Below are 23,570 nucleotides of genomic sequence, written 5' to 3' on the forward strand. Positions count from 1 at the left end.
CATTGCCATTCCACAATTGCTCTGTTAGGTTCTGGGCCACCAGACCAGACCAGACCAGCCCAGTCCGTCGGATGGCAGGCCAGCTGACAGGTCATCCGAAGCGGTGACCGGTGGAGCCGTTCGGGGGCCGATGCCGACGGGTGGGCGGTCGCTGGCGGCGGCAGGTGCCGATCAGTGCCTGTCGCCGCGTTTTTCCCGCCCCACTTCCTGCCTCGGTTCGTTCTCGATCTTCAGGGTGGCGTCCAGATGAATGACGATAAATGGCTTCTTTATGGTCAGGTGAACCGGAGCACGGTCACGGTGCCGGCGCGAGACGGGTGTGGCCTGGCCACCGACGTCTACCACGCGGCGAACGGCTCGCTCGGGCCTGCTCCGACGATCGTGGAGCGCACCCCGTACGGCCGGCGCAAGCCCGAACTGCTCGACATGGCCGCCTTCTTCGCCGCTCGCGGCTACCACGTCGTCCTGCAGGACACCCGGGGACGGGGTGATTCCGACGGAGTCTTCCAGCACTACCTGGCCCGCCCGCACGAGGGCGAGGACGGGCACGACCTGTTGACCTGGATCTGCGCGCAGCCGTGGTCGGACCAGCAGATCGGCACGGTCGGCCTGTCGTACACCGGCGCGAACCAGCAGTCCCTGGCGATCACCGGACACCCGGCCCTCAAGGCGCAGGTGATCTTCGACGCGGGCCTGAACTACTTCCGGAGCACGGTACGGCAGGACGGCGCCTTCGTGCTGGGACAGCTCGGGACGTACGCGCTGCGGATGGCATTGTCCAGTCCTCAGGCCAGACGCGACCCGGTGGTCCGGGCCGCGCTGGAACGTGCCCGGGACCGCGGCAAGGAATGGTTCCGGCGGGCACCGTGGCGTCGGGGGGACTCACCGGTGTCCGCCCTGCCCGAGTACGAGGATTGGCTGCTCTTCGCGCAGGACACGGTGCGGTACGGCCCCGGCTGGGACAACCCCCAGATGAACGTCGAGCCGTACCTGGACCGATACCCCGACATCCCCGTGCTCATGGTCACGAGCTGGTACGGCCACCACCAGTGGGCGACCTTCCGCAAGCTGGAACTGTTCGAGGGACACCGCACCGCCAAGCGGGTCATCGTCGGCACCTGGTTGCACGCCGACCCGTACGGGCATCCCGACCACGTCGGTCAGACGTTCTTCGGCCCGCAGTCCTCGCTGAACATGAACGAGCTGCGGCTGCGCTGGTTCGATGCTCACCTGCGCGGCCGCGGCGCGTCGGCGGTGGACGCGTCACCACTGGTGACGTACTTCCGGATGGGTGGGGGTGGCGGCGGCCTGGACGCCAGCCGCCGGCTGGTGCACGGCGGTGGCTGGCAGACCGCGGCAGCATGGCCGCCACCGGGTGGTACGGACATCGACTGGCGGTTCACGGCGGACGGCCGCATGACCTCCCGTGACGACGTCGCCCCCGACCGGCGCGTCCTCGTGGTGGACCGCGACCGGCCGGTGCCCACCGTCGGCAGTTCGATCCGCAACCCCGACATCATGCCGGGATTCCTGACCAGCGGTGGGTGCGACCAGCGCGAGGTGCCGGAGGCGCTGGATTCTCCAGGAACCGGGCTGCCGTTGTCGTCCCGGCCGGACGTGGCGGCCTTCCGCAGTGAGCCGCTGCCGGCGGACGTCGACCTGTCCGGCCCGCTCTACGTCGACGTGTGGCTCTCCTCGGACAGCCCGTCCTGCGACGTGTCGGTGAAGCTCATCGACGAGTACCCCCGTAGCGCCGAGCTTCCCGAGGGATTCCATCTGAACGTGACGGAGGGATACCGCCGCTGCGCCTCCTGGACCGTCCAGGTCGCGGGGCACGAGGAAACGACACCGACGCTGGTCACCCTCGGGCCCCTGCACGTCAGCAACGTCTTCGCGGCGGGCCATCGCATCCGGGTCGACGTGGCCACCAGCAACTGGCCCCGATTCGATCGCAATCCCGAGGCGGCACGCCACTACACCGTCGCGGTGCACTGCGGGCCGGACACTCCCTCCCGGCTGCGCGGCTCGGGCGTCCGCAGCGACGTCACCGGCGGGCCCGCCGAGGCGGACCGGTGAGCCCGTCCGGCACCGCCGGCCACGCATCCGGACACCTCGACCAACCACCGGTGTGACCACTGGCGCGGTCCGTCCGGACCACACCAGACACCACCAGGAACAACACCAGTCCAGCTACCCCGCTTCGAACTCTCCAAGGGATGGCATGTCACGCAAACCCCTGCGAATCGTCAGCCCCAACGGGCATCTCGGATTCGCGCCGACCCGTCCAGACAGCTTCCGTGCGGCCCTGAAGCACGACCTCGACTACCTGATCGCGGACTCCGGCAGCTGCGACATCGGGCCGGGCCCGCTGGGCGCGGACACCTGCGCCAGCCCTCGGGACTGGCAGTACCACGACCTCGAGCTGATGCTGCTGGCCTCCCGCGAGCACGGCATCCCGATGCTGATCGGCTCGGCCGGTGACACCGGCTCCGACCGCAGCGTCGCGTTGTTCGTCGACATGATCAAAGAAATCGCCCGTCGGCACGACCTGCCGGAATTCACCATCGGCTACTTCAACTCCGAGGTACCCGTCGAGACCGTGCGGCAGGCGCTGGCCGACGGGACAACCGTGTCGGGGCTGGACGGGCGTCCCGACCTGACCGCGGCCACTCTGGACCATACGCAGCGCGTGGTCGCCGTCGCGGGCGCCGCCCCCTACATCTCCCTGCTCGACCAGGGGGCCGACGTCATCATCGGCGGCCGCTCCAGCGACTGCGCCGTCTTCGCGGCCCCGGCCATCCGGGCCGGCTTTCCCGAGGGCCTCTCGTACTACCTCGGCAAGGTGCTCGAGTGCGCGTCCTTCTGCGCCGAGCCCTACGCGGGCAAGGAGAGCGTCGTCGGCGAGATCACCGAAACCCACGTCGACGTGACGGCGATGCACCCGGACCAGCGCTGCACCCCGGCCTCGGTGGCGAGCCACTCCATGTACGAGCGGGCGCAGCCCTACTACGAGTACGTCGCCGGCGGCACGCTGGAGATGTCCGAGTGCCGGTACGAGCAGATCGCCGAGAAGTCCACCCGGGTCACCGGACCGCGCTGGCTGCCGGCGGCGGACGTCACCGTGAAACTGGAGGGCTCCGGTTTCGTCGGGCACCGCTTCGTCGGGTTCGCGGGCGTCCGTGACGAGTACACGATCGCCCGCATCGACGACGTCATGGCCTGGGCGCGCAAGCAGGTCGCCGAGCAGTATCCCGACGGCGGCTACGAACTGCACATCCACCCCTTCGGGCGCGACGCGATCCTGAAGCGATACGAGTTCGACACCACCCCGGCCCACGAACTCGGCCTGGTCATCGAGGGCGTCGCGGCCGACCGCGACCTTGCCCGCGCCGTCACCATGACGGCGACCCGTCAGGTCTTCTACGCCCGCCTGCCCGAGGTGAAGGGCACGGCCGGGAGCGTCTCCTTCCTCTTCGACGAGGTGCTGGAGGCCAGCCCGGCGTACGAGTGGACGCTGAACCACATCATTCCGATCACCGCCCTCGGTGACGTCTTCGCCCCGCGCATCCTGTCCTCCCGCTCCTGACCGAGCCGTGCCCACCGCAGGAGAAGAAATGTCCCAGCCCACCCGACTCGTCGACCTGGCGAAGACCCTGAGGTCGAAGAACGCCGGCGTCGACCTGATCACCTTCGACATCTTCTTCGACGACGAGGCCCGGTTCCAGCGAGTCGTCGACAGCAAGGCACTGACCCGGGAGAGCATCGCCGAGCTGTTCCGGACGACCCCCGAGGCGGTCGTCACCTTCCTCGAACTGCCGCCGCTCAAGGCCATCAAGATCACTATCCGGCGGGACCGCCCGAGCGGCAGCCCGGGTGACACCGACATCTTCGGGGCCCAGCAGTACGCACCGCTCGTCGGCGTCGTGATCCCATGAGCACGGCGGCAACACCCCAGCAGGCAGCCTGGCGCAAGGGCGACATGATCGACCGGCTGGTGAGCCTCGACTTCCCCCGCCGCGGGGTGATCGACCTCATCTACCGGGCCGCCCGCGAACACCACGGGGCCCCACTGTCGACAACCGCCGCGCACCTGCTGCGGCAGCGGCTGACTCCCGGCCGGGTCGCCCTCATCGCCACCGGATGGCTGGACCGGCCGCACGTCAGCCGGCTGGTGGCCGAGAACGACGGGCCGCCCGGCGCGGCCCTCCTGGCCCGGGCACTGCACGCCGGGCTCGGCGCGGTGCCGGTCATTCTCGTCGAGCGGGAGATCGTCGACGGCACGCGGTTGGCTGTCCAGGCGGCAGGGCTGCGCTGCCTGTCTCCGCAGGAGGCCGTCGAGGCGGCCGCCTCGACCGCGCGCCTGCACGCCGCAGCGGTGGTGGCGTTCCCCAGCGATCCGGCCGCCGCCGAGCAGGCGGCGGTGGACCTTTGCGACTCCCTGGACGTCGGTGCGTTCGTCGCGATCGAGAAGGGCGGGCGTAACGAGCAGGGCCGGATACACACCAGCCGTGGCGACGACACGACCGCACCGCTGGCGAAGGTGGACGCGTTGCTCGACGTCTGCCGAGCCCGGAACATCGCCAGCATCGGGGTCGGTGACGGCGGTAACGAGATCGGCATGGGCACGATCCGGGACCGGCTGCGCCCCGAACTCCGGTTCGGTCAACGGTGCCGGTGCGAGTGCGGTGGCGGCGTCGTCCCCAGCAACCCCACCGACGTGGTCGTGGCCGCGACCGTCTCGAACTGGGGCGCGTACGGCATCGCTGCCGCCCTGGCGGTGCTGCTGGACCGACCAGAGGTCATGCACACCGAGGAACTGGAGGAGGACGTCCTCCGCGCCTGCGCCCTGGGTGGCTTCATCGACGGGGTGACCGGATACGTCGGCCCCACCGCGGACGGACTGCCGCTGCGGGTGCACCGGGCGATGGTGACGATGCTCCGCGCCGTGGTCGGCGTCGGGGTGAACTCGGCGGCCTGGTCATGAGGCGGGACCCCGGTGGACAGAGCGACCTCGAAATCGATGGAGGCGACATGCCGACCGACGCGGTGTGGCAGATCACGGACCAGATCGATCGCCTGCTGAGCATCGATCTGCCGCAGCGCGACCGGATCAGCATCATCTACCCGCACTTCCGGCAGCACTACGGCACACCGCTGAGCCTGCTGGCGGCCCGGCTGCTGCGGGACTCGGTGCGCCCCGGAGACCTGGTGCTGATCGCGACCGGTTGGCTCAACCGGCCCTACATCTCCCACCGGATCGCGGAGTCCGACGGTCCCACGGGGGCGGCCGCGCTCGCCCGCGCCGTCCAGGTCGGACTGGGCGCCGTCCCGGTACTGCTGGTCGAGCCCGAACTCGTCCCGGCGATGACGGCGGTGGTGCACGCGGCCGGCCTGAGCTGCCTGGAACTGGACGAGGCGGTCGCCGCCGGAAGCCCGGACGTGCTGCTGCACCCCGCCGCGGTGGTACCTCATCCGGTGGACCCACGGGCGGCCGGCCGGCTCACCACGCGGCTGCTGGAGACCTACCCGGTGGGTGCCTTCGTCGCGATCGAGAAGGGCGGGGCGAACGAACGGGGCCGGGTGCACATGAGCCAGGGGCGGGAGTGCACCGCCTCGGTCGCTCCGACCACCGACCTGATCAACGGGTGTCGGGAGCGGGGGATCGCCACCATCGGTATCGGCGACGGCGGCAACGAGATCGGCATGGGCAACGCCCAGGGCAGCCTCCGGCAGATCCTGCCGTACGGCCTGGACTGCGGCTGCGGCTGCGGCGGCGGGGTGGTGCCGGCGGCCGAGACCGACGTGGTCGTCCCGGTCACCGTGTCCAACTGGGGCGGGTACGGCATCTGCGCCGCCCTCGCCGCCCTGCTCGGCCAGGTGGAGGTCATGCACGACGAGCGAACAGAACACCGGATGTTGCAGGCGTGCGCCAGGCACGGCCTCATCGACGGGGTCACCGGGTTCACCGAGCCCACGTCCGACGGGCTCGACGAGGAGGTGCACCTCGCCGTGATCGCGTTGCTGCGTACCCTCATCGGCGTCGGTGTGGATCCCTCAGCCTGGCCGCAGCACCGAACGGGCACGTCACCGTGAGCGCCCCGGCTGGCGACAGGCGGGTGGTGGCGGTCGGTCCCGGGCCGGCCCGGGCGGTGCCCGCCGGCGGGGAGGTCACCGACCCTCTGCTCAGCGTCCGGGACCTGCACGTCCGGTTCGACGAGGTCCACGCCGTGTCCGGGGTGACCTTCGAGGTGGCTCGGGGCGAGTTCTTCGGCATCGTCGGCGAGTCCGGCTCCGGTAAGTCGGTCACCGCTCGCGCCGTCATCGACCTGCTCCCGGGCCATGCGCGGAAGCGGGGCCAGATCCTGTTCAAGGGGGAGGACCTGCTCCAGGCCCGGCCGAAGCGGCTGCGCGCGATCCGCGGTTCGTCGATCGGATTCGTCTTCCAGGACGCCCTGGCCGCCCTCGACCCCGTCTACACGATCGGGGACCAACTCGTCGAGGCGCTGCTGGCCAAACGGTCGATGCGGCGCTCGGCGGCGCGCCGCCGAGCCGCAGACCTGCTGGCCGAGGTCGGTATCCCCGACCCCCGGCAGCGCCTGGACAGCTACCCGCACCAGCTTTCGGGCGGGATGCGGCAACGTGCCGTCATCGCCTCCGCGCTGATCGCCGACCCCGAACTCATCATCGCCGACGAGCCGACCACCGCGCTGGACGTCACCATCCAGCGTCAGGTGATGGAGCTGCTCCAGGGCATCGTCGAGAGCCGGGGGGTGGCGGTCGTCCTCATCACGCACGACCTGGCGGTTGTCGCCGAGACCTGCGACCGGGTCGCCGTCTTCTACGGCGGGACGATCGTGGAGGAGGCGACGACGACCGGCCTGTTCGCGGCCCCGCGTCATCCCTACACCGCCGCGCTGCTGACGTCGCTGCCACGGATGGGCGGGACCGGGGAGTTCCGGCCGATCCCCGGCAACCCGATCCGGGTGGCCACCGAGCTGTCGTGCTGCCCGTTCGCCCCCCGCTGCGCCAGCGTCGTCGACCTCTGCTGGCAGCGGGTGCCGGCCGAGCAGACGGACGGCGCGCACCGATTCCGTTGCTTCCGTCCCGAGGACCCGCGATGACCGGCGAACCTGCGATCTCGGTACGGGATCTGTCCCGCAGCTACCGGCAGGGCCGGGGCATGTTCGCCCGGGGGACGCCGGTGCCCGCCGTCCGGGGCATCAGCTTCGACATCCCGACCGGATCCACCTTCGGTCTGGTCGGCGAGTCCGGCTCCGGGAAGTCCACCACCGCCCGGATCGTCTGCGGGCTGGAGCCGATGGACCGGGGCGCGGTCCGGGTGCAGGGCCGGGATGTCGGGTCCCTGCGCCGTCGGGACGTCAAGGCGTTCCGACGGTCCATGCAGATGGTCTTCCAGGACCCGATGGCTTCGCTCAACCCGTACTGGAAGGTGGGAACGCTGGTCGAGGAGGGCATCCGGGTGCACGACCTGGTGCCCCGCAACCGGCGCCGGGACCGGGTCGTCGAGCTGCTGGAGCGATGCGGTCTGCCGGCGTCGGCGCTGGACCGGCACCCCCACGAGTTCTCCGGCGGACAACGACAACGGATCTCCATCGCGCGGGCGCTCGCCGTCGAGCCGGCCATCCTCGTGCTGGACGAGCCGGTGTCGGCGCTGGACGTCTCCATCCAGGCCCAGATCCTCACCCTGCTGAAGCATCTGCAGGAGGAGTCGCACCTCACCTATCTGTTCATCGGCCATGACCTGGCCGTGGTGGAGCGCTTCTGCGACCGCGTCGCCGTCATGCGGCGCGGACTCATCGTGGAAGAAGGCTCCACGAGGGACGTCATCCGAAATCCCCAGGATCCCTACACCGAACGCCTCATCGAAGCCACGCCGGTTCCTGACCCGACGCTGCGGCGTCGCGTCCCACGAAAGGACCACTCATGAAGCTTCCCCGACCCGGGCGCCGCCCGCGCCCGGGACATCGACCCGCCGGGCGATCCGTCACGGCCGTTCTGCTCACCTCCCTGCTGGCCCTGACCGCCGCCTGTTCCAGCGCCAGCGGCACGGACGACGCCACCGGCAACGACGGGGAGACCGCTCTGCTCACCATCGGGCAGGCCGACAAGGTGATGAACCTCGACCCGGTTCAGCCGCCCACCGGCGGCCGGGAGACACGGGCGGTCAAACGACAGATCTTCGACGCCCTCGTGGTGCAGGGACGCGACCTGGTTCCGGCTCCGCAACTGGCCCGTTCGTGGAGCAATCCCGATGAGTTGACCTGGGTGTTCACCCTGCGCGACGACGTGACCTTCCACGACGGGGAGAAGTTCACCGCGGCGACCGCCAAGTTCAACCTCGACCGCATCCTCGACCCGAAGAACAACGCCTCGTGGCAGACCCAGCTGGCGGCGCTCGTCGCCGAGGTCAGCGTGAAGGGCGACCACGAGCTGGTGATCAAGACCAAGGCACCCGCCCCGACCCTGCTGACCATCCTCGCCTTCCAGGAGATCGTGCCGCAGCAGTACCTGGAGAAGGTCGGTGCCGCGGAGTTCAACGCCAAGCCGATCGGCACCGGGCCGTACAAGTTCGTCAGCCGCACCGAGGACCGCATCATCCTGGAGCGCAACGACGACTACTGGGGTGGCAAGCCCAAGGCGAGGCAACTCGCCTTCCAGACCATCCCGGACGTGGCCGCCCGCATCGCGGCGTTGCAGGCCGGCGAGATCAACATCGCCGACAAGATCCCCACCGACCTGGCGGACACGCTGACCGGCGGCGTCAAGGCCGTGTCGGCCAGCGGGACCCGGATCTACTTCCTCGCCATGAACGTCACCGCCGCCCCGTTCACCGACGTCGGCGTGCGGCAGGCGGTCGGCTCCGTGATCAACACCGAGGAGCTCGCCAAGAGCCTCTACAAGGGGCGCGCCCAAGCGCTCAACCAGCCGGCATTCCCGCAGATGTTCGGCTACCAGAAGCAGGCCGCCGGCTTCAGCTTCGCTCCGCAGCCGGCTACGGCGACCCTGAAGTCGGTCGGCGCCCCGGTGACGGTCGACATCAAGCAGTCCGACCTGACGCTGGCCCAGGCTGTGGTGGGGCAACTGACCTCGGCCGGCCTCAAGGTCAAGCTCCAGCCGCTCGAGGACGAGGCCTTCAACGAGGCCATCTCCACCGGCCGCAGCCAGGCATACCTGGGCTCCTGGGGGGTGGCCGAGGGTGACCTCGACGCCATTGTCGGCCGGCACTTCTGGGGCCAGCGTGGTGACGACAGCCGCTACACGAACTACGAGAGCGCGGCGCTGGACGCGCTGATCGAGCACGCTCGCGGCACCGCCGACCAGCCCACCCGGCTGGCGGACTACGCGAAGGTCATCGACCTTCTGGTGCGCGACGCGCCGTGGCGACCCCTCGTGACCCCGGACGAGATGTACGGCGTGTCCAGTTCGCTGCAGGGCTGGGAGCCGTCCCCCACCGGGATCTACCACCTCACCGAGGCGTACCTGGCGGGGTGACCTGTCGTCGACCGGGCCCGCGCCGACGGGCCGGGCCCGGTCGGCACTCCCGGAGGCGGTTCCGGCCCCCGGGATCACCCGTAGGCCCGCGTCAGCCCCACCGGCGCGCCGAGACACTTGTTTGGAGGTGTCATGCTCCGACTTCTCTTCAACCGTCTGTTGCAGACAGCGCTCGTGCTTCTCATCGTCTCCGTGATCGTTTTCCTGCTGTTGCACCTGGCGCCGGGCGACCCGGTCGACCGACTGTTCGGTGAGCAGAACGTCAGCGCCGAGCAGAAGGAGGAAGCGCGCCGCAACCTCGGTCTGGACCGGCCTCTGCTGCTGCAGTACCTGCACTTTCTGGGCTCGGCCGTCACCGGCGACCTCGGTAACTCGATCTTCCGTGGGGCCAGCGTCCTCTCGCTCATCAAACCGGCGTTGTTCGCGACGATCGAGCTGACCGTGGGCGCGGTGCTGGTCGCGACCATCGTCGGGGTGCCGATCGCGGTCGTGTCAGCCCTGCGACAGAACAGTTTCGTGGACCGCGCGGGCAGCGCCATCGCGTTGTTCGGCATCTCGATGCCGAGTTTCTGGCTCGGCATCATGCTCATCCTGCTCTTCTCGGTGAAACTGGGCGTACTGCCGACCGGATCACAGCTCGACCTCGGGGTCGACGTGCCACACCTCACCGGTTTCGTGGTGCTGGACAGCCTGCTGAGCGGTGACCCGGCCGCCTTCGGTTCCGCCCTGCGGCATGTGGCGCTGCCGAGCGTGACGCTCGGTACGGCGCTGGCGGCCACGGTCGTGCGAGTGTTGCGCGCCGGTCTGATCGAGGCGAAGAACCAGGACTTCATCGACGCGGTGCGGGCCCGCGGCGTCAGCCACCTGACCGTGGTCCGGCACATGCTCCGCAACGCGTTACCACCCACCGTCATCATGATGGGAGTCAAGATCGGTTCGCTGCTCGGCGGAGCGATCGTGGTGGAGACCATCTTCTCCTGGCCGGGCCTGGGACGGCTCATCGTCGAGGCGATCCGAGCCCGCGACTACCCGTTGGTGCAGGGCGGCGTCCTGCTGATGGCCGTGCTGTTCGTGCTGGTCAACCTCTGCGCCGACATCCTCCACGGCGTCCTCGACCCCCGGATCCGGCAGGGTAGGAGGAGCCGGGCATGAAGACTCTCGCGCACGTGCTGCGTACGGGACTGCTGCGCAGCTGGTCCACCCGCGTCGCGGTGCTCGTGTCCGTGCTCTTCGTCGTGGTGGGGGTGGCGGCGCCACTGTTGGTGCCACAGGATCCGAACGCCCAGGACCTCGGGGCGCGGCTGCTCGCTCCGCTGTCCGACGGGCACCTCCTCGGCACGGACCTGCTGGGTCGTGACGTGCTGTCCCGGCTCATCATGGGCACCCGGGTCGCGCTGATCGTCGCCCTGGTGGCGGTGACCGTGTCGGTGCTGATCGGCGTCGTGGTCGGTCTGGTCAGCGGATACTACGGCGGTTGGGTCGACTCGCTGCTGATGCGGCTCATCGATGCGTGGCTGGCGTTTCCGTTCCTCCTGCTGGCCATCGCCATCGTGGCGGTCCTCGGTCCCGGTCTCCGCAATGTGATCATCGCGCTGATAGCCAGCGGCTGGGTCCTCTATGTCCGCCTGGTTCGCGGTGAGACGCTGTCCCTGCGGGAGCGGGAGTTCGTGGCCTCGGCGCGGATGCTCGGCGTGGGCACCGTGGCGATCATGGTCAAGCACATCCTGCCGAACATCTTCGCGCCGATCATGGTGGTGGCGACGCTGGAGATCGGCGTGGTGATCGTGACCGAGGCCTCGCTCTCCTTCCTGGGACTGGGGGTCGACGCGGCCCAACCTACCTGGGGAGCGATGCTGGCCGACGGCAAAGCGTACGTCGCGACGGCCTGGTGGCTGGCACTGTTGCCCGGCCTGATGATCTTCCTGATCGCGCTGGCCGTGAACATCGTCGGGGACGCCCTGCGTGATCTGCTCGACCCGAGAACCAAGTCGTCGGCCCGGTCGGTCGATCCCGAACTCACCCAACACGCCGGCGTGACCGGCGATGCCAGAAGGAGTGCGCCGTGAGCCGGACGTCAACCTGGAGACGACTGCTCGAGATCGAGCCGCTGCTCGCGGAAGAGGAGATCGCCATCCGGGACACCGTGCGGCAGGTCGCCGAGAACCGGATCCGGCCCCACGTCGCGCAGTGGTTCGAGTCCGCCACCATTCCTGCGCGTGAACTGGCCCGGGAACTCGGCTCCCTCGGCGTGCTCGGCATGCACCTGGAGGGGTACGGGTGTGCGGGCCTGTCGGCCACGGCATACGGACTCGCCTGCCTGGAACTCGAGGCCGCCGACTCCGGGGTCCGCAGTCTGGTCTCCGTTCAGGGGTCACTGGCGATGTTCGCCATCCACCGGTACGGCAGCGAAGAACAGAAGACGGAGTGGCTTCCCCAGATGGCCGCTGGCGAGGCGATCGGCTGTTTCGGCCTCACCGAGTCGGACTTCGGTTCCGATCCGGGCGGGATGCGGACCCGGGCCCGCAGGGACGGCCGGGACTGGGTACTGAACGGCACCAAGATGTGGATCACCAATGGCTCGATCGCCGACGTCGCCATCATCTGGGCGCGGACCGACCAGGGGATACGCGGATTCGTCGTGCCGACCGCCACACCCGGCTTCAGCACGTCGGAGATCACCGGCAAGCTGTCGCTGCGGGCATCGGTGACCTCCGAGTTGGTGCTCGACGACGTCCGGCTGTCGGAGTCGGCGATGCTCCCCGGCGCGCACGGTCTGTCCGGGCCCCTGGGCTGCCTCAACGAGGCCCGCTTCGGCATCGTCTTCGGCGCACTCGGCGCTGCCCGCGAGTGCCTGGAGACCGCCACCATGTACGCGAACACCCGGCTGGTCTTCGGCCGGGCGCTGGCGGGATACCAACTGACCCAGGCCAAGCTGGCCGACATGGCGGTCGAACTGGTGAAGGGGCACCTCCTCGCACTGCACCTCGCCCGGCTCAAGGAAACTGGTCGGTTGCGAGCGGAGCAGATCAGCGTCGGCAAGTTGAACAACGTTCGAGAGGCGCTCACGATCGCCCGCGAGTGTCGCAGCATCCTGGGCGCCAACGGCATCACCCTGGAGTACCCGGTGCTCCGGCACGCCGCCAACCTGGAGTCCGTGCTCACCTACGAAGGCACCTCCGAGGTGCATCAACTGGTCATCGGCCAGGCGCTCACCGGTGAGGCGGCCTTCCGGTGAGCGGACCCGACGCCCTCGGCGGGCTCCTGATCGCCGACTTCGGCCGGGTCCTGGCCGGGCCGTACGCCACTATGCTCCTGGCCGACCTCGGTGCCGAGGTCGTCAAGATCGAACGGCCGGGGCAGGGGGACGACACCCGAGCCTGGGGCCCACCATGGGACGAGGCCGGCAATGCCACGTACTTCATGGCCGTCAACCGCAACAAGCGCTCGGTGGCCCTGGACCTGCGCACCGCGCAGGGCCGGGCCGCGGCGGAAGGCCTGGTGGCCCGCGCGGACGTGGTGGTAGAGAATTTTCTTCCCGGCACGATGGACCGGCTGGGGCTCGGGTACGACGACGTGCGGCGCGCCAACCCCGACGTGGTCTACTGCTCCATCACCGGGTTCGGTCGGCAGAGCACGTTGCCGGGTTACGACCTGCTGGTCCAGGCCGTCGGTGGGCTGATGAGTGTCACCGGCCCCGACCCCACCCAGCCGGTCAAAGCCGGGGTCGCCGTCGTCGATGTCGTCACCGGCCTGCATGCGGCCATCGGGATCCTTGCCGCCCTGCGCCACCGCGACCGGACCGGGCAGGGCCAACGGGTGGAGGTCAACCTGCTGTCCTCGCTGCTGTCGTCGTTGGTCAACCAGGCCTCGGGTTACCTCGCGACAGGTGCCGTTCCCCACGCCATCGGCAACCGCCATCCGAGCATCGCGCCGTACGAGACCTTTGCCACCGCCGACCGGCCGATGGTGGTCGCGGTGGGCAACGACCGCCAGTTCCGGGCGCTGGCCACGGCCCTGGGCACGCCGTGGTTGGCGGACGACGTGCGGTTCCGGACGAACGCTGCCCGGGTCGCCCACCGCGAGCCCCTGCACCAGGAGCTGAGTCGGCAACTCGAGCCGCGTACCGCAGACGACTGGTTCGGCCTGCTCAGCGCGGCCGGGGTGCCGTGTGGTCCGGTCAACGATCTCGCGGGGGCCTTCGCGTTGGCGGACCGACTCGGCCTCGACCCGATTGTGGAGATCCCTGACCAGGAACAGGGCATGACGTCCCGTCAGGTGGCCCATCCGATCCGGTTGAGCGCATCGCCATCGCGATACCGCAACGGCCCACCACGGCTCGGTGAGCTGTCTCCCGAGTTGCTCGCCCGTGCGGGCCACGCCGGGCCACTGCCGTAGCTGTCGCCCGGATCATCCGGATCCTGTGGTCCACGACGGTTCTTCCGCCCGTCCTCAGAGAATCCTCAGACGATCGAAAAGTATCGGCGCGGCGATTCCCGCAGGCTTTGCGCGGGTCCGGACCGGCGGACCCGCATGTCGAGGGAGAGATCGCCGCGGTGACTACCGCCCAGGCTCCCGCCACCGATGCCGTCGGGGTGGGTGGCGGCGCACAACAAGCTCAGCCATCCGAGGTGAGGCGGGATGGCGGGGCGACGATCCGGCCACGGATTTCCATCTGCGCTGGTCGATGTGATCGATGGTGTGACCTCATCCGTGGTTGCGGCCCCGACCGTACAGGGTGAGGGCGTTGCACACGTCGAAGACGCCGGGAACGTCCCAGGCCAGCTCGGCGGCGGCCGCCCTGGTAGCGGGGTCGGCGACCATGCCGGTGAGGATGACCACGGCGTTCTGCACGGTCACCGAGATCTGCTGCCGGCGGGTGGTCCAGTCGATGCTGATCCGCTGAGCAACCAACGCCGCGAGACGCAGGTCCTCGTCCAGCACATGGCTGTGTTCCGGAAAGTTGTTGTGCTCCGGGTGCGGCCAAGAAGTCACTCTCTGGCCTCCTTCGTCGATGTCCGTCCGGCCGGCGTCACGGCAGGGACGATGGATTGTCGGAACGACGTGCGGGGGACGGTCCCGTTGCCGGTGCCGATGATCCGCCGGGTCCGCAGGCTGGGCGCCCCCGAGGTGAGCACTCCGCCGTGACGGCTCACGCGGCGTTGAACATCGAGGAGCAGGCCGATCGCCGCTGCGTCCACATGCCGGCATTCGGGCAAGCCGATCATCACCTCCACGGGGCAGGGACAGGGCCCGGTCGATCGACGCGTGGACGTCGGACCGGCGGGGAAGGCCGGGTTCCTCGATGACGTGGATCTCGACCCGGAGCACCCGATTGCCCTGAGCACTCTGCCCGCGGATGGTGGAGGTCACTCCGCAGGTTGATGACAGTCCTGTGACAGAACCGAAGAGGCGGGACCGGGTAGGCCGGTGCGCCGATGTCCGTCTCGTATCCCGCAACCGTGACCGGACGCCGTCAGAGTGCGTCGATGGTCACCTTCGGTGGTGCCGTCAGGGTGTTGTGCACCGTGCAGTGCGATGCCACCGCCAGCAGCGCCTGCCTCCGGGCCGGCGGGAACCCCTGCGGCAGCCGTAGGCGCAGCTGGATGTCGGCCACCCGGGCCGGCCGGTCGGCCGCCATCCGGTACGTGACCGACACCCCCAGACCATCCCGGTCCAGGCCGTGGCGGGTCAGGTACCGGCCGGCGTAGAACGCCACGCAGGTGGCCAGCGACGCCACGAACAGTTCCGTCGGTGTGGGCGCCTCGTCGGCGCCACCCGCCTCCGCAGGTTGATCCACCAGCGACTGGTGCCCCCGCACCGCGAACTCGTACGACTCGCCCGCCGCGAACCGGACGTCGACCGTCCCGACCCCGTTCGTGGTCTGCACGCCAGCGTGGCCCATGTCCCGCTCCTCTCGCGTTCCCGATTCAGCGAACACCCGAGGCATGCCTGCGCAGAAGTTCCGTCCGGCCCTGGTGGGAGGACCTTCGACCCGGTGGTCCCGTCGGTGGGCCCGGTGCCGGATCGGCCGTCATCGGCGGGTGCTGCTCCGGCTCGCCTCCTGGAAGCGGCGGCCGGACAGCGGCATGCCGAACAACGGTGCCAGGGTGCAGAAGTCGAAGATCCCGGCGGCCAGTGGTGACAGGCCCAGCAGGGCCAGCAGCCACCACCAGCCGCCCAGCCACGCCCCGACCGCGATGAGCGCCAGCCCGAGGACGACCCTGGCGAACCGACCGGCGGGCGAGTTGAAGAACCTCAGGACGGGCACGGCCACCTCCGGCGCATACAGGACCAATCTGCGCAATTCCCCGCCAGCGTATCGCCGAAGCCGCCGCCGGGCCCGCGCTTCACCACCCTTGGCTGGCGGCGGGGCCAAGCGCATCGGGCAGCTCGTCGCGCCCGCGTACGCCGAGCTTGCGGAAGATGCGGGCCAGATGGTTGTCGACCGTACGCACGGACAAGCCGAGCGACTCGGCGATCTCCCGGCTCCGTACCCGCCGGGCCGCGAGTTCGGCGATCTCCAACTCGCGGCCGGTCAGCGCGTCGGCCTCGTCGGATGCCGGCCAGCGGGCGGATCCGGTGGTGGAGGCGATGGCCAGCGCGCGGTGTCGCAGCTTTCTGGACTGCTCGCCGGCCCCGGACCTCGCCGCCAGTTCGGCCGCGTTGGCCGCCGCCTGCGCGGCCCGGCCGACCATCCCCATGGCCAGCAACTCCTCGGCGCACTCCGTCACGACGTCGAGCCGCCGCTCCACCACGGCCCGCGCCCGGCGGGCCAGGAGCCGGTACAGGTCGGACACCTCCGAGTACGCGCCGAGCTGCGCGGCGACCTCCTCGGTCGGCCGGACCATGCCCGCCTCGTCCAGGGCCAGCACGCCGAGGTGAACGTTGTGGGCGGCGATCGCCGCTTCACCCGCCAGCCGGAGCGTCTCGTGCGCCGCCTGCCGATCGCGGTGGCGCAGCTGCCGCTCCGCTTCGACCCGCGCCAGATGCAGAGCAACCTTGGGGTCGACGCGTTCCTCTGGGGCGCACTGACCGGCGAGTTCCCGCGCGAGGGTGATCCTGCCCCGGCGCGCGAGCACAGCCGCCCGGAGGGCGCGGGCGGCCGGCCGGAGACCGGTGAAGTCCCGCCAGGCCAGGTGGCGTATCGCGCGGGCGGACATGGCATCGGCCTGGGCCATCCGCCCGGTGTGCAACGCCAGCTCGGCCGTTCCGTACTCCCACATGCCCAGGGCCGGGTCGGCGCTGTGGGCGGCCGCGTCGCGATAGCCGAGGGCAAACTCCTCGGCGCCGGCGAGGTTCCCGCCGAAGGCCATGGACAGGTACGCCGACAGGCGCAGCAGGTCCCCGGCGAACGGTGGGGCGATGTCGGTCGAGGCCAGCGCCTCCAGACCGGATGCCACATGACGTTCCGTCTCGCCGAGCGGACCGGCCGTGGTCGAGATCATGGCCGCGATGACCGCCTCGTTGACCCGCACCGCCGCCTGGGGCGCCGCCGGCCGTACCTCGATGTTGTCGACGGGAAGGCCGGCCATCAGGCGCCACTTGACGAGGTCGGCGGCCAGCACCGGACGCCACGACGGGTCGGTGACGGACGCGGCGATCCGGGTTACCTCCTCGACGGCGGTTGCCGGATCGGCCCGGCGGACCGCATGCAGCAATCCGACCTGTTGTCCCACCCGCACCCGGGCGCGGTCGTCGCCGGCCAGGACGAGCGCGCTGCGCAACGCCTCCGCCGCCGCCAGATGGTCGCCCTGTTCGGAATGGGCGGCACCCAGGACGAGCTGGGTGTCCGCGAGGTCGGGGTCGGCGAACCGGGCGAGCTGGAGCGCGCGGTCGGGGGCCTGTGCGTTGAGTGCCCGCCCGGCGGCGTCGAGGGCGACCGCGGGATCGATCCGTCGACCCGCCCGGGCGGCGAGCAGGACGGCGCCGGCCTCCCACCCGTCGCGGTCGCCGACCAGGGCGGCGGCCTCGCCGCAGTACCGGGCGTGAAGCTGAGGGCTCATCGAGGCCCGAAGCACGTCGTCGAGGAGCGGGTCGGTCAGTCCCACGGTGGGCCCGGAGACCTCGACGAACCCGTCGGACTCCGCCGGCCCCAGCGCCGCCGGATCCACGACCTCGACCGGCAGCGCCGACGCGACCGCGAGCAGGTCGAGCAGGTGCCGTGGGCCGGTGCCCGGGTCGGGCAGCTCCGGCGCCACCAGCTTCCGCAGCCGGGGCGACACCCGCACCGGGCCGAGCTCGATACCCGCGTCGGTGCGTACCGCCGAGGCGGCTGCGGCGCGGAGCATTTCGGCGGCACGGCCAGGGTTGCCGCGGGCGTGGGTCACGAACACCGCCGCAGAGGGCGCGGCGAGTTCGTCACCGAGGATGTCGGGGGCCAGGCTGAGCAGATCGTCGGCCCCGAGCGGGCCGAGTGTCTCGATGTGCCACCCCGTCGGGCCGGGGTCCCGCGCAGGTCTGGGCAGGTCCGCCAGCTCCCGCGCGGTCACGACGATCCGCGCCCGGACCCGGGAGATCTGGCCCAGCAGGACCAGCGACGCGCGGTCGAGCCGGTCGGCGTCGTCGACGGCGACGATCCGCCGCTGGGCGGTCACGATGCCGGGAAGGCGGGTGTATACCTCGAGCGGATCCGCGCCGCGCAGCCCCACGGCGGCCACGAGGGGGGCGAACGCGGCCAACGGCACCGCGGCCTCCGCGTCACTGCCTTCCAGCAGATCGACATCGACGCCGTCCGCGACGAGCCCTGCGACGACGGCCCGCAGGACGGACGTCCTGCCGGAGCCCTGGGGCCCCAGGACGGCCGCGCAGCGGCCCGCGGCCACGGCCGCGCGCAGGTTCGACAGCGCCTGGCGGCGACCGATCGGGATCACCTGCGCCAGGGTAGTGACCGTGCCGGCTCTGGGGAGTCGGCCATGAGTAGGGAGTACTCATCGCGCTTCGGTCAGCCGGACCGCACGATGGCGGCGTCGATCAGGAAGGACTTGCCATGACCCGCCGACTTGCCCTCCTCAGTGTCGCCCTGGTAGCGAGCGCGCTGTTGACCGGATGCGGTTCCGTCACCATCCCGATTCCCACCGGGGACGGTGGTTCCGTCGAGGTCGACACGAACGGCGATGGCAGCGTCACCGTCAACGGCGACGGGGGATCGGTCACCACCGGATCCGGCCTGCCCAAGGGCTTCCCGGCAGACGAGGTGCCGGTGATCGAGGGACGCGTCACCGGAGCCATGGCGATCAAACAGGCCGATGGCACCCAGGGCTACACGTTCGTCGTCGTCGTCGACGACGACATCGCCTCGGCCACGGACAAGGCGAGCGGCCTGCTGACCGACGCGGGCTACAAGCTGGAGAACTCGGTGGACAGCCCGGGGTCGACGGTCCGGTCGCTGGGCTCCGACGCCTGGATGGTGGTCATCACCGTGGCCGCCGCCGAGCAGGGCAGCGGGGTGAACTACGTGGTCGCCACCCGCGAGCAGTGACGTCGGCACGTCGTTGACCGGGGGCGCTCGTACTGGGCGTCCCCGGTCAACCGGTTGCCGACCGGAGAGCCTCGGTCAACCGGTTCCCGATCAGCCGGGCCGGGGCCGGTAGGCAGAAACTACTCATTGGGAGCCCGGGACGGTGGTGTGACGATCACTGCCGTGAACGAGATTCCTACGCGCAGGCATTTCCTGCGACGAGCGTCCCAGGCGGTGGTCGCCACCGCCATGGCCATGATGATCACCGCTTGCGGCACAGCTCTGGACGACCCGGATGCCAGCGCGCCGCAGGCACCGGCGCAGGCGCCGGCCGGCAGCCCGACCGCTGCGGCACCGGCCGTCAACAGCGCTGGTGAGGACCTTGATCAGCGCGTCAAGCTGATCAAGATAACGGTGAAGGACATTGCAGACCATGAGATCGACCAGGCGACCCGAACGATCACGTTGAAGTTTGCCGCGCCAGCCGATCCGGAGCAGCAGCGGATCACCTGCCAACTGGCGAACCCGGCAGTCGAAGACGTCGGGGCGCGGATCGTCCTGCAATACCCGGACACGTCCGTGAACTGTCGCGACTGATCGCCGTCCCCCTGCAGACACCCGGGGCGCGGCTACGCGTGACCCCGCCGGGTGTTCTGCGGGCCCTTCGACAAGATCGACGCGCTGACCGGCCGCGAGCTGGAGATCGCGCTGAGCTCGCGGCCGGTCAGGAGAAGGCAGGGCCCGGCACGCGGGGTCAGCTCATGACGTCGACCCAGTAGCGCAGCCGGTCGTCGGCGTGGGTGTGTTCCAGCTTCACCGCGTGGCGGGTGTTCTGGAAGTACCACTGCTCCTCGCCGCCGCTGTCGACGTGCACCTTCGAGTCGAAGTCGTGCTGGGTGAACCAGTCGGCGAAGCTGCGGGCGTCGTCGCTGGAGATGTCGCCGTAGACGTACTCCCAGGCGCTCGTCTCCGGTTTGGCGCTGACCAGCGTTCCGGGCGGCACCGGAAGGTAGTCGGCCAGGCCCTCGGGCCGCTCGGCCGCGACGGTGTCCGGCTTGGCGCCGCTCCCGTCGGCGGCAGCGGAGCCGGCGCTGACGGAGGTGGGTGGCCGGTCGTCGGTGCCGGTGGCACCGCAGCCCGGCAGGAGAGCCAGCGAGAACGTGACGAGGACAGCGAGGCGAGGCGTAGCGCGCACGGGTTTCCTAAATGAGTTCTGGGAGCGGGCCATCCGGCCCGCTCCTGATGGGCTGTAGCCGTCAGCCGGTGGGCACCCGGTTTCCTGGATGTCGAGTCCCGACGGCTGGTCGAGGTAGGGCTCGGTTGCGTAGGTGCCGCGCCCGGCCGGTTGCGACGTGAGCACCGCCGAGGCCCTGGGATGTCGTTCGGTCTTGTCGTCCAGGAGTCTCGGCCCGGCCATCGCTGCGGACAATGAGTACTCATTGCTCAGGCCGGCGACGAGCGGGCTCCTCGATCAGGACGTGTGCCCGGCTGGTTGCCGGGGTTCGGCAGGACATGTCGCCGGATGTCGGCCGGGCGCCGCCCTGGATGGTGGACGGGGGTGAGCGTCACGATGTGGGCATGACAAGCGACATCGCCGTGTTCGCCGAGGACCTGACGAAGTTCTACGGCCAACGTCGCGGCATGGAGGGGCTCACCCTGGAGGTCCGCGCCGGGGAGGTGATGGGATTCCTCGGGCCCAACGGTGCCGGGAAGACCACCACCATCCGGTTGCTGCTGGACTTCCTGCGCCCGACCTCGGGCCGCGCGACCGTGCTCGGGCTCGACCCGCGCCGGGACAAGGCGGCCCTGCACCGGCTGATCGGCTACCTGCCCGGTGAGCTGGCGTTCCCCGGCCGGGAGAGGGCGGACGAACTGCTGCGGTTCTTCGCCGACGCGCGGGGCGGCGTGGCGTGGTCGCAGGTGACCGACCTGGCCGATCGGCTGGAGTTGGAGCTGTCCCGTCCGGTACGCACCATGAGCAAGGGCAACAAGCAGAAGGTCGGCCTGGTGCAGGCGTTCATGCACCAACCGGCCCTGCTGATCCTGGACGAGCCCACCAGCGGCCTGGACCCGCTCATGCAGCAGGAGTTCCTGGCCATGGTCCGCGACGCCCGCGACGCGGGCCAGACCGTGTTCATGTCGAGTCACGTCCTCGCCGAGGTGCAGCACACCGCCGACCGGGTCGCCATCGTCCGCGACGGCAGGCTGGCCGCGGTCGAGCGGGTGGAGTCCCTCGGCAAGCGCGCCGTCCGGTCAGTCGAGATCCACTTCGGTGATCCCGTCGACTCGGCGGAGTTCGTCGTGCTGCCCGGCGTCAGTGACGTGGTCGTGTCCGGGCCGGTGCTCCGGTGCACGGTGGACGGCCGCCTCGACCCGCTGATCAAGGCGGCGGCGCGACACGACGTCGTGGACATTCTGTCGGCCGAGCCGGACCTGGAAGAGACGTTCCTGTCGTTCTACTACCACTCCGAAGGAGCCGGCGATGTTTCCCGCACTGGTGCGTAAGACCTGGCGCGACGACCGCCGCGCGCTGGTCGGCTGGGCCGTCGGCGTGGCCCTCTTCACCGTCATCTACACCTCCTTCTACAGCCAGTTCCAGGGAGCGGCGGAGCTCAAGCAGGACGCCCTGCCGCAGGAGATGCTCGACTTCCTCGGCATCGCCGACATGCTCTCGCCGGCCGGCTACCTGCAGGCGACGGTCTTCAGCCTGATCGGGCCGCTGTTGGTCCTCATGTGCGCGATCACGCTGACCGCACGCACGATCGCCCGGCCGGAGGAGGATGGCGGCATGGAACTGCTGCTGGCCACCCCGTTGTCGCGTACCGCCTTCGCCGGACAGCGCCTCGCGGCCACCGGCAGCGCCATCACGCTGGTCGCGGCCATCCCGCTGATCCTTTTGATGATCATCGTCCCCCGGGTGGGCATGGACATCGCCCTGTCCCACGTCGCGGCCGCCGGAGTCGGCCTGATCGCCCTGGTCTGGTGCTTCACCGGCGTCGCCTTCCTCGCTGGCGCGGCCACCGGAAAACGCGGCACCGTCCTGGCCGTCGCCGGTGTGCTCGCCGTGACCACCTACCTGGCCAACGCCATCGGCGGCATGTCCGACGGCTGGCAGTGGATGCGCTGGCTTTCACCGTTCCACTACTTCATCGGCACCGACCCGCTGCACACCGGCTGGCACGCGGCTCAACTGCTCACCCTCGCGGGCGTCGGCGTCGTGACCGCGGCTGTCGGGATGGTCCTGTTCGACCGCCGTGACGTCGGTGTCTGAAGCCCAGCGCGCGGGTGGCCGACGGCCGCGGGGCAGCCACCACCATGCCCCACCGGAACAGCCCGGGAACGATCACACCTGGCTGACCCGAAGCTGCGAGGACCTCCTGCGTGCCACGGCCGGCGAACAGCGGGGCGAGGCAGCCGCCCGGCTCGGTGCCCGCGCCGCCGACGAGGACCTGCCACCACGTGACCTCGTCGACGGCGTCTTCGCTGCTGCCGGCCGCTGGTGGAGCACGCCCCTCAAAGCCACCGACACCGCCGCCGCCGTCCACACCCGCTCCGCGGCGCTGCTGGAATCCGCTCATTCGGTGCTGTCGGCCGCCATGGACGGCTACCTCCACCAGGCCCGGTCCGAGCTGGTTCGACACCGCACCGAACGAGCCGCGTTCGTCGACGATCTGCTCACCGGCCGAGCCGAACCCGGCAGGCTGGCCGAACGCGCCCACCGCTACGGCATCCGCCTGTCGGCCACCCACACCGTCCTGGTCGCCCGCGCGCCCCGCCTCACCGCCGACATCGTCCGCCGCATCGACGCGGCGCTCGCCGCCCGCTTCGGCGAAGGGAACACCCTTACCACCCTGCACGACGGCGGCCTGGTGTGTATCAGCGCCGGAGGACTGCGAGGCATCGGGGCGGAACTGGCGCACCTGCTCCTGGCCGAGCTCGGCCCCGACGGCTGGCAGGTGGCCGTCGGTCGTGCCCACCCCGGCGTGCACGGCCTCGTCGACTCGCTCGACGAGGCCCGCAACGCCCTCGACCACGCCGGCAAACTCGGCTTCACCGCACCCGTGCTCCACGCCGCCGACCTGCTGGTCTTCCCCGTCCTGCTGCGCGACCGCGAGGCTATCACCGACCTGGTCACCACCGTCCTCGGCCCGCTCACCACCGCCCGCGGGGGAGCCCAGCCCTACCTGGACACCCTCACCGTGCTCTTCGACAAGCAGGGCAACCACACCGCCACGGCCCGGCAGATGCACCTGTCCGTACGCGCGGTCACCTACCGCCTCGACCGCATCCACCACCTGACCGGCTACCACCCCAACGAACCCACCCAACGATTCACCCTCCACGCCGCCGTGCTCGGCGCCCGACTGCTCGGCTGGCCAGCCAGGGCAGCAGGTTAGCTCCGGCGCACTCGTCCAGGCGGGACCGTTCGAACCTGAGGCACCTCATCGGGCGGGGCCGTGCCGGCCAGCCCGTAGGGCGCGGTCTCCTGGGCCTGCCGGTCGTCCGCCGCTGTGGGCCTGGGCGGGGGCTGGGCTGCCGAGGGCGACGGGGATCGGGGAGGGGTCAGCGTGCAGTCGGGATCCGAGCCGGAAGTGCGTAA

23 protein-coding genes are annotated in these 23,570 nt (G+C 70.4%); 17 read left to right on the forward strand and 6 right to left on the reverse strand.

Features of this window, described 5'->3' with window-relative positions:
- Window positions 1-279 precede the first annotated feature (279 nt).
- From LPA42_RS03165 to LPA42_RS03220, 12 genes are all read left to right on the forward strand, one after another.
- On the forward strand, window positions 280-2,076 hold the full coding sequence (locus LPA42_RS03165; protein ID WP_158229476.1) for a CocE/NonD family hydrolase: 1,797 nt from the start codon (window positions 280-282) through the stop codon (window positions 2,074-2,076).
- Window positions 2,077-2,221: 145 nt separating this feature from the next.
- Entirely contained in the window at window positions 2,222-3,586 is a 1,365-nt protein-coding gene (locus LPA42_RS03170; protein ID WP_077939570.1) for an acyclic terpene utilization AtuA family protein, read from the forward strand.
- Between the two features lie 28 nt (window positions 3,587-3,614).
- Entirely contained in the window at window positions 3,615-3,935 is a 321-nt protein-coding gene (locus LPA42_RS03175) for a DUF4387 domain-containing protein (protein WP_077939571.1), read from the forward strand.
- Window positions 3,932-4,984 (forward strand): glutamate cyclase domain-containing protein, encoded by a 1,053-nt coding sequence (locus LPA42_RS03180; RefSeq protein WP_077939572.1) that lies wholly within the window; start codon window positions 3,932-3,934, stop codon window positions 4,982-4,984. The genes LPA42_RS03175 and LPA42_RS03180 overlap by 4 nt, the downstream gene beginning before the upstream one ends.
- Before the next feature lie 47 nt (window positions 4,985-5,031).
- Window positions 5,032-6,093, forward strand: a complete 1,062-nt coding sequence (locus LPA42_RS03185) for a glutamate cyclase domain-containing protein (RefSeq protein WP_158229477.1) — start codon at window positions 5,032-5,034, stop codon at window positions 6,091-6,093.
- The gene (locus LPA42_RS03190) at window positions 6,090-7,121 is read left to right on the forward strand and encodes an ABC transporter ATP-binding protein (protein WP_158229478.1); all 1,032 of its coding nucleotides are present in this window, start codon (window positions 6,090-6,092) and stop codon (window positions 7,119-7,121) included. The genes LPA42_RS03185 and LPA42_RS03190 overlap by 4 nt, the downstream gene beginning before the upstream one ends.
- Window positions 7,118-7,948, forward strand: coding sequence for an ATP-binding cassette domain-containing protein (locus LPA42_RS03195; protein ID WP_077939574.1), 831 nt, complete (start codon window positions 7,118-7,120; stop codon window positions 7,946-7,948). Before LPA42_RS03190 ends, LPA42_RS03195 begins: the two co-directional genes overlap by 4 nt.
- A complete protein-coding gene (locus LPA42_RS03200; RefSeq protein WP_077939575.1) occupies window positions 7,945-9,513 on the forward strand; it encodes an ABC transporter substrate-binding protein in 1,569 nt (522 codons plus the stop codon). The genes LPA42_RS03195 and LPA42_RS03200 overlap by 4 nt, the downstream gene beginning before the upstream one ends.
- A gap of 132 nt (window positions 9,514-9,645) precedes the next feature.
- Window positions 9,646-10,665 carry an ABC transporter permease gene (locus LPA42_RS03205; protein WP_077939576.1) on the forward strand — a complete coding sequence of 340 codons (1,020 nt, stop codon included), beginning with the start codon at window positions 9,646-9,648 and terminating at the stop codon, window positions 10,663-10,665.
- A complete protein-coding gene (locus LPA42_RS03210) occupies window positions 10,662-11,579 on the forward strand; it encodes an ABC transporter permease (protein ID WP_077939577.1) in 918 nt (305 codons plus the stop codon). Before LPA42_RS03205 ends, LPA42_RS03210 begins: the two co-directional genes overlap by 4 nt.
- The gene (locus tag LPA42_RS03215) at window positions 11,576-12,748 is read left to right on the forward strand and encodes an acyl-CoA dehydrogenase family protein (RefSeq protein ID WP_077939578.1); all 1,173 of its coding nucleotides are present in this window, start codon (window positions 11,576-11,578) and stop codon (window positions 12,746-12,748) included. Before LPA42_RS03210 ends, LPA42_RS03215 begins: the two co-directional genes overlap by 4 nt.
- Window positions 12,745-13,908 (forward strand): CaiB/BaiF CoA-transferase family protein, encoded by a 1,164-nt coding sequence (locus LPA42_RS03220; RefSeq protein ID WP_077939579.1) that lies wholly within the window; start codon window positions 12,745-12,747, stop codon window positions 13,906-13,908. The genes LPA42_RS03215 and LPA42_RS03220 overlap by 4 nt, the downstream gene beginning before the upstream one ends.
- Window positions 13,909-14,217: 309 nt before the next feature.
- Here the strand turns inward: LPA42_RS03220 and LPA42_RS03225 are convergent, their stop codons facing one another.
- The 5 genes from LPA42_RS03225 to LPA42_RS34340 all read right to left on the reverse strand — a co-directional run bounded on the left by LPA42_RS03225 (window position 14,218) and on the right by LPA42_RS34340 (window position 18,383).
- Window positions 14,218-14,505: a BON domain-containing protein gene (locus LPA42_RS03225; RefSeq protein ID WP_077939580.1), complete on the reverse strand. Its 288-nt coding sequence runs from the start codon at window positions 14,503-14,505 to the stop codon at window positions 14,218-14,220.
- Entirely contained in the window at window positions 14,502-14,747 is a 246-nt protein-coding gene (locus tag LPA42_RS03230) for a hypothetical protein (RefSeq protein WP_077939581.1), read from the reverse strand. Before LPA42_RS03230 ends, LPA42_RS03225 begins: the two co-directional genes overlap by 4 nt.
- Window positions 14,748-14,986: 239 nt before the next feature.
- Window positions 14,987-15,415, reverse strand: a complete 429-nt coding sequence (locus LPA42_RS03235) for an OsmC family protein (protein WP_077939582.1) — start codon at window positions 15,413-15,415, stop codon at window positions 14,987-14,989.
- Window positions 15,416-15,544: 129 nt separating this feature from the next.
- Window positions 15,545-15,817 (reverse strand): YgaP-like transmembrane domain, encoded by a 273-nt coding sequence (locus LPA42_RS03240; protein WP_198956719.1) that lies wholly within the window; start codon window positions 15,815-15,817, stop codon window positions 15,545-15,547.
- A gap of 43 nt (window positions 15,818-15,860) precedes the next feature.
- Entirely contained in the window at window positions 15,861-18,383 is a 2,523-nt protein-coding gene (locus tag LPA42_RS34340; RefSeq protein WP_077939584.1) for a helix-turn-helix transcriptional regulator, read from the reverse strand.
- 116 nt (window positions 18,384-18,499) lie between these two features.
- On the opposite strand from LPA42_RS34340, the gene LPA42_RS03250 reads away from it, so the two are divergent.
- Both LPA42_RS03250 and LPA42_RS03255 read left to right on the forward strand, forming a co-directional pair.
- Window positions 18,500-18,991: a hypothetical protein gene (locus LPA42_RS03250; protein ID WP_144082772.1), complete on the forward strand. Its 492-nt coding sequence runs from the start codon at window positions 18,500-18,502 to the stop codon at window positions 18,989-18,991.
- A 162-nt stretch (window positions 18,992-19,153) separates the two neighbouring features.
- Window positions 19,154-19,567: a hypothetical protein gene (locus LPA42_RS03255; protein WP_144082773.1), complete on the forward strand. Its 414-nt coding sequence runs from the start codon at window positions 19,154-19,156 to the stop codon at window positions 19,565-19,567.
- 157 nt (window positions 19,568-19,724) lie between these two features.
- Here the strand turns inward: LPA42_RS03255 and LPA42_RS03260 are convergent, their stop codons facing one another.
- On the reverse strand, window positions 19,725-20,165 hold the full coding sequence (locus LPA42_RS03260; protein ID WP_077939587.1) for a hypothetical protein: 441 nt from the start codon (window positions 20,163-20,165) through the stop codon (window positions 19,725-19,727).
- Between the two features lie 383 nt (window positions 20,166-20,548).
- Here LPA42_RS03260 and LPA42_RS03265 point away from each other — a divergent pair, with 383 nt between their 5' ends.
- From LPA42_RS03265 to LPA42_RS03275, 3 genes are read left to right on the forward strand one after another with little or no spacing between them, the layout of a single operon-like run.
- Complete coding sequence (locus LPA42_RS03265) at window positions 20,549-21,475, forward strand: ABC transporter ATP-binding protein (RefSeq protein WP_077939588.1); 927 nt, start codon at window positions 20,549-20,551, stop codon at window positions 21,473-21,475.
- On the forward strand, window positions 21,453-22,241 hold the full coding sequence (locus LPA42_RS03270) for an ABC transporter permease subunit (RefSeq protein ID WP_077939589.1): 789 nt from the start codon (window positions 21,453-21,455) through the stop codon (window positions 22,239-22,241). Before LPA42_RS03265 ends, LPA42_RS03270 begins: the two co-directional genes overlap by 23 nt.
- Window positions 22,234-23,367: a CdaR family transcriptional regulator gene (locus tag LPA42_RS03275; RefSeq protein WP_304442038.1), complete on the forward strand. Its 1,134-nt coding sequence runs from the start codon at window positions 22,234-22,236 to the stop codon at window positions 23,365-23,367. The genes LPA42_RS03270 and LPA42_RS03275 overlap by 8 nt, the downstream gene beginning before the upstream one ends.
- Window positions 23,368-23,570 lie beyond the last annotated feature (203 nt).

The sequence above is a fragment of the Micromonospora sp. DH13 genome (assembly GCF_020873825.1).
Lineage (GTDB): Bacteria > Actinomycetota > Actinomycetes > Mycobacteriales > Micromonosporaceae > Micromonospora > Micromonospora haikouensis.

Coding starts and splice junctions, on each gene's coding strand:
- LPA42_RS03170 (WP_077939570.1), top strand. CDS start 2,222: ATGTCACGCAAACCCCTGCGAATCGTCAGCCCCAACGGGCATCTCGGA.
- LPA42_RS03175 (WP_077939571.1), top strand. CDS start 3,615: ATGTCCCAGCCCACCCGACTCGTCGACCTGGCGAAGACCCTGAGGTCG.
- LPA42_RS03180 (WP_077939572.1), top strand. CDS start 3,932: ATGAGCACGGCGGCAACACCCCAGCAGGCAGCCTGGCGCAAGGGCGAC.
- LPA42_RS03185 (WP_158229477.1), top strand. CDS start 5,032: ATGCCGACCGACGCGGTGTGGCAGATCACGGACCAGATCGATCGCCTG.
- LPA42_RS03195 (WP_077939574.1), top strand. CDS start 7,118: ATGACCGGCGAACCTGCGATCTCGGTACGGGATCTGTCCCGCAGCTAC.
- LPA42_RS03200 (WP_077939575.1), top strand. CDS start 7,945: ATGAAGCTTCCCCGACCCGGGCGCCGCCCGCGCCCGGGACATCGACCC.
- LPA42_RS03205 (WP_077939576.1), top strand. CDS start 9,646: ATGCTCCGACTTCTCTTCAACCGTCTGTTGCAGACAGCGCTCGTGCTT.
- LPA42_RS03210 (WP_077939577.1), top strand. CDS start 10,662: ATGAAGACTCTCGCGCACGTGCTGCGTACGGGACTGCTGCGCAGCTGG.
- LPA42_RS03235 (WP_077939582.1), bottom strand. CDS start 15,415: ATGGGCCACGCTGGCGTGCAGACCACGAACGGGGTCGGGACGGTCGAC.
- LPA42_RS03250 (WP_144082772.1), top strand. CDS start 18,500: ATGACCCGCCGACTTGCCCTCCTCAGTGTCGCCCTGGTAGCGAGCGCG.
- LPA42_RS03265 (WP_077939588.1), top strand. CDS start 20,549: ATGACAAGCGACATCGCCGTGTTCGCCGAGGACCTGACGAAGTTCTAC.
- LPA42_RS03270 (WP_077939589.1), top strand. CDS start 21,453: ATGTTTCCCGCACTGGTGCGTAAGACCTGGCGCGACGACCGCCGCGCG.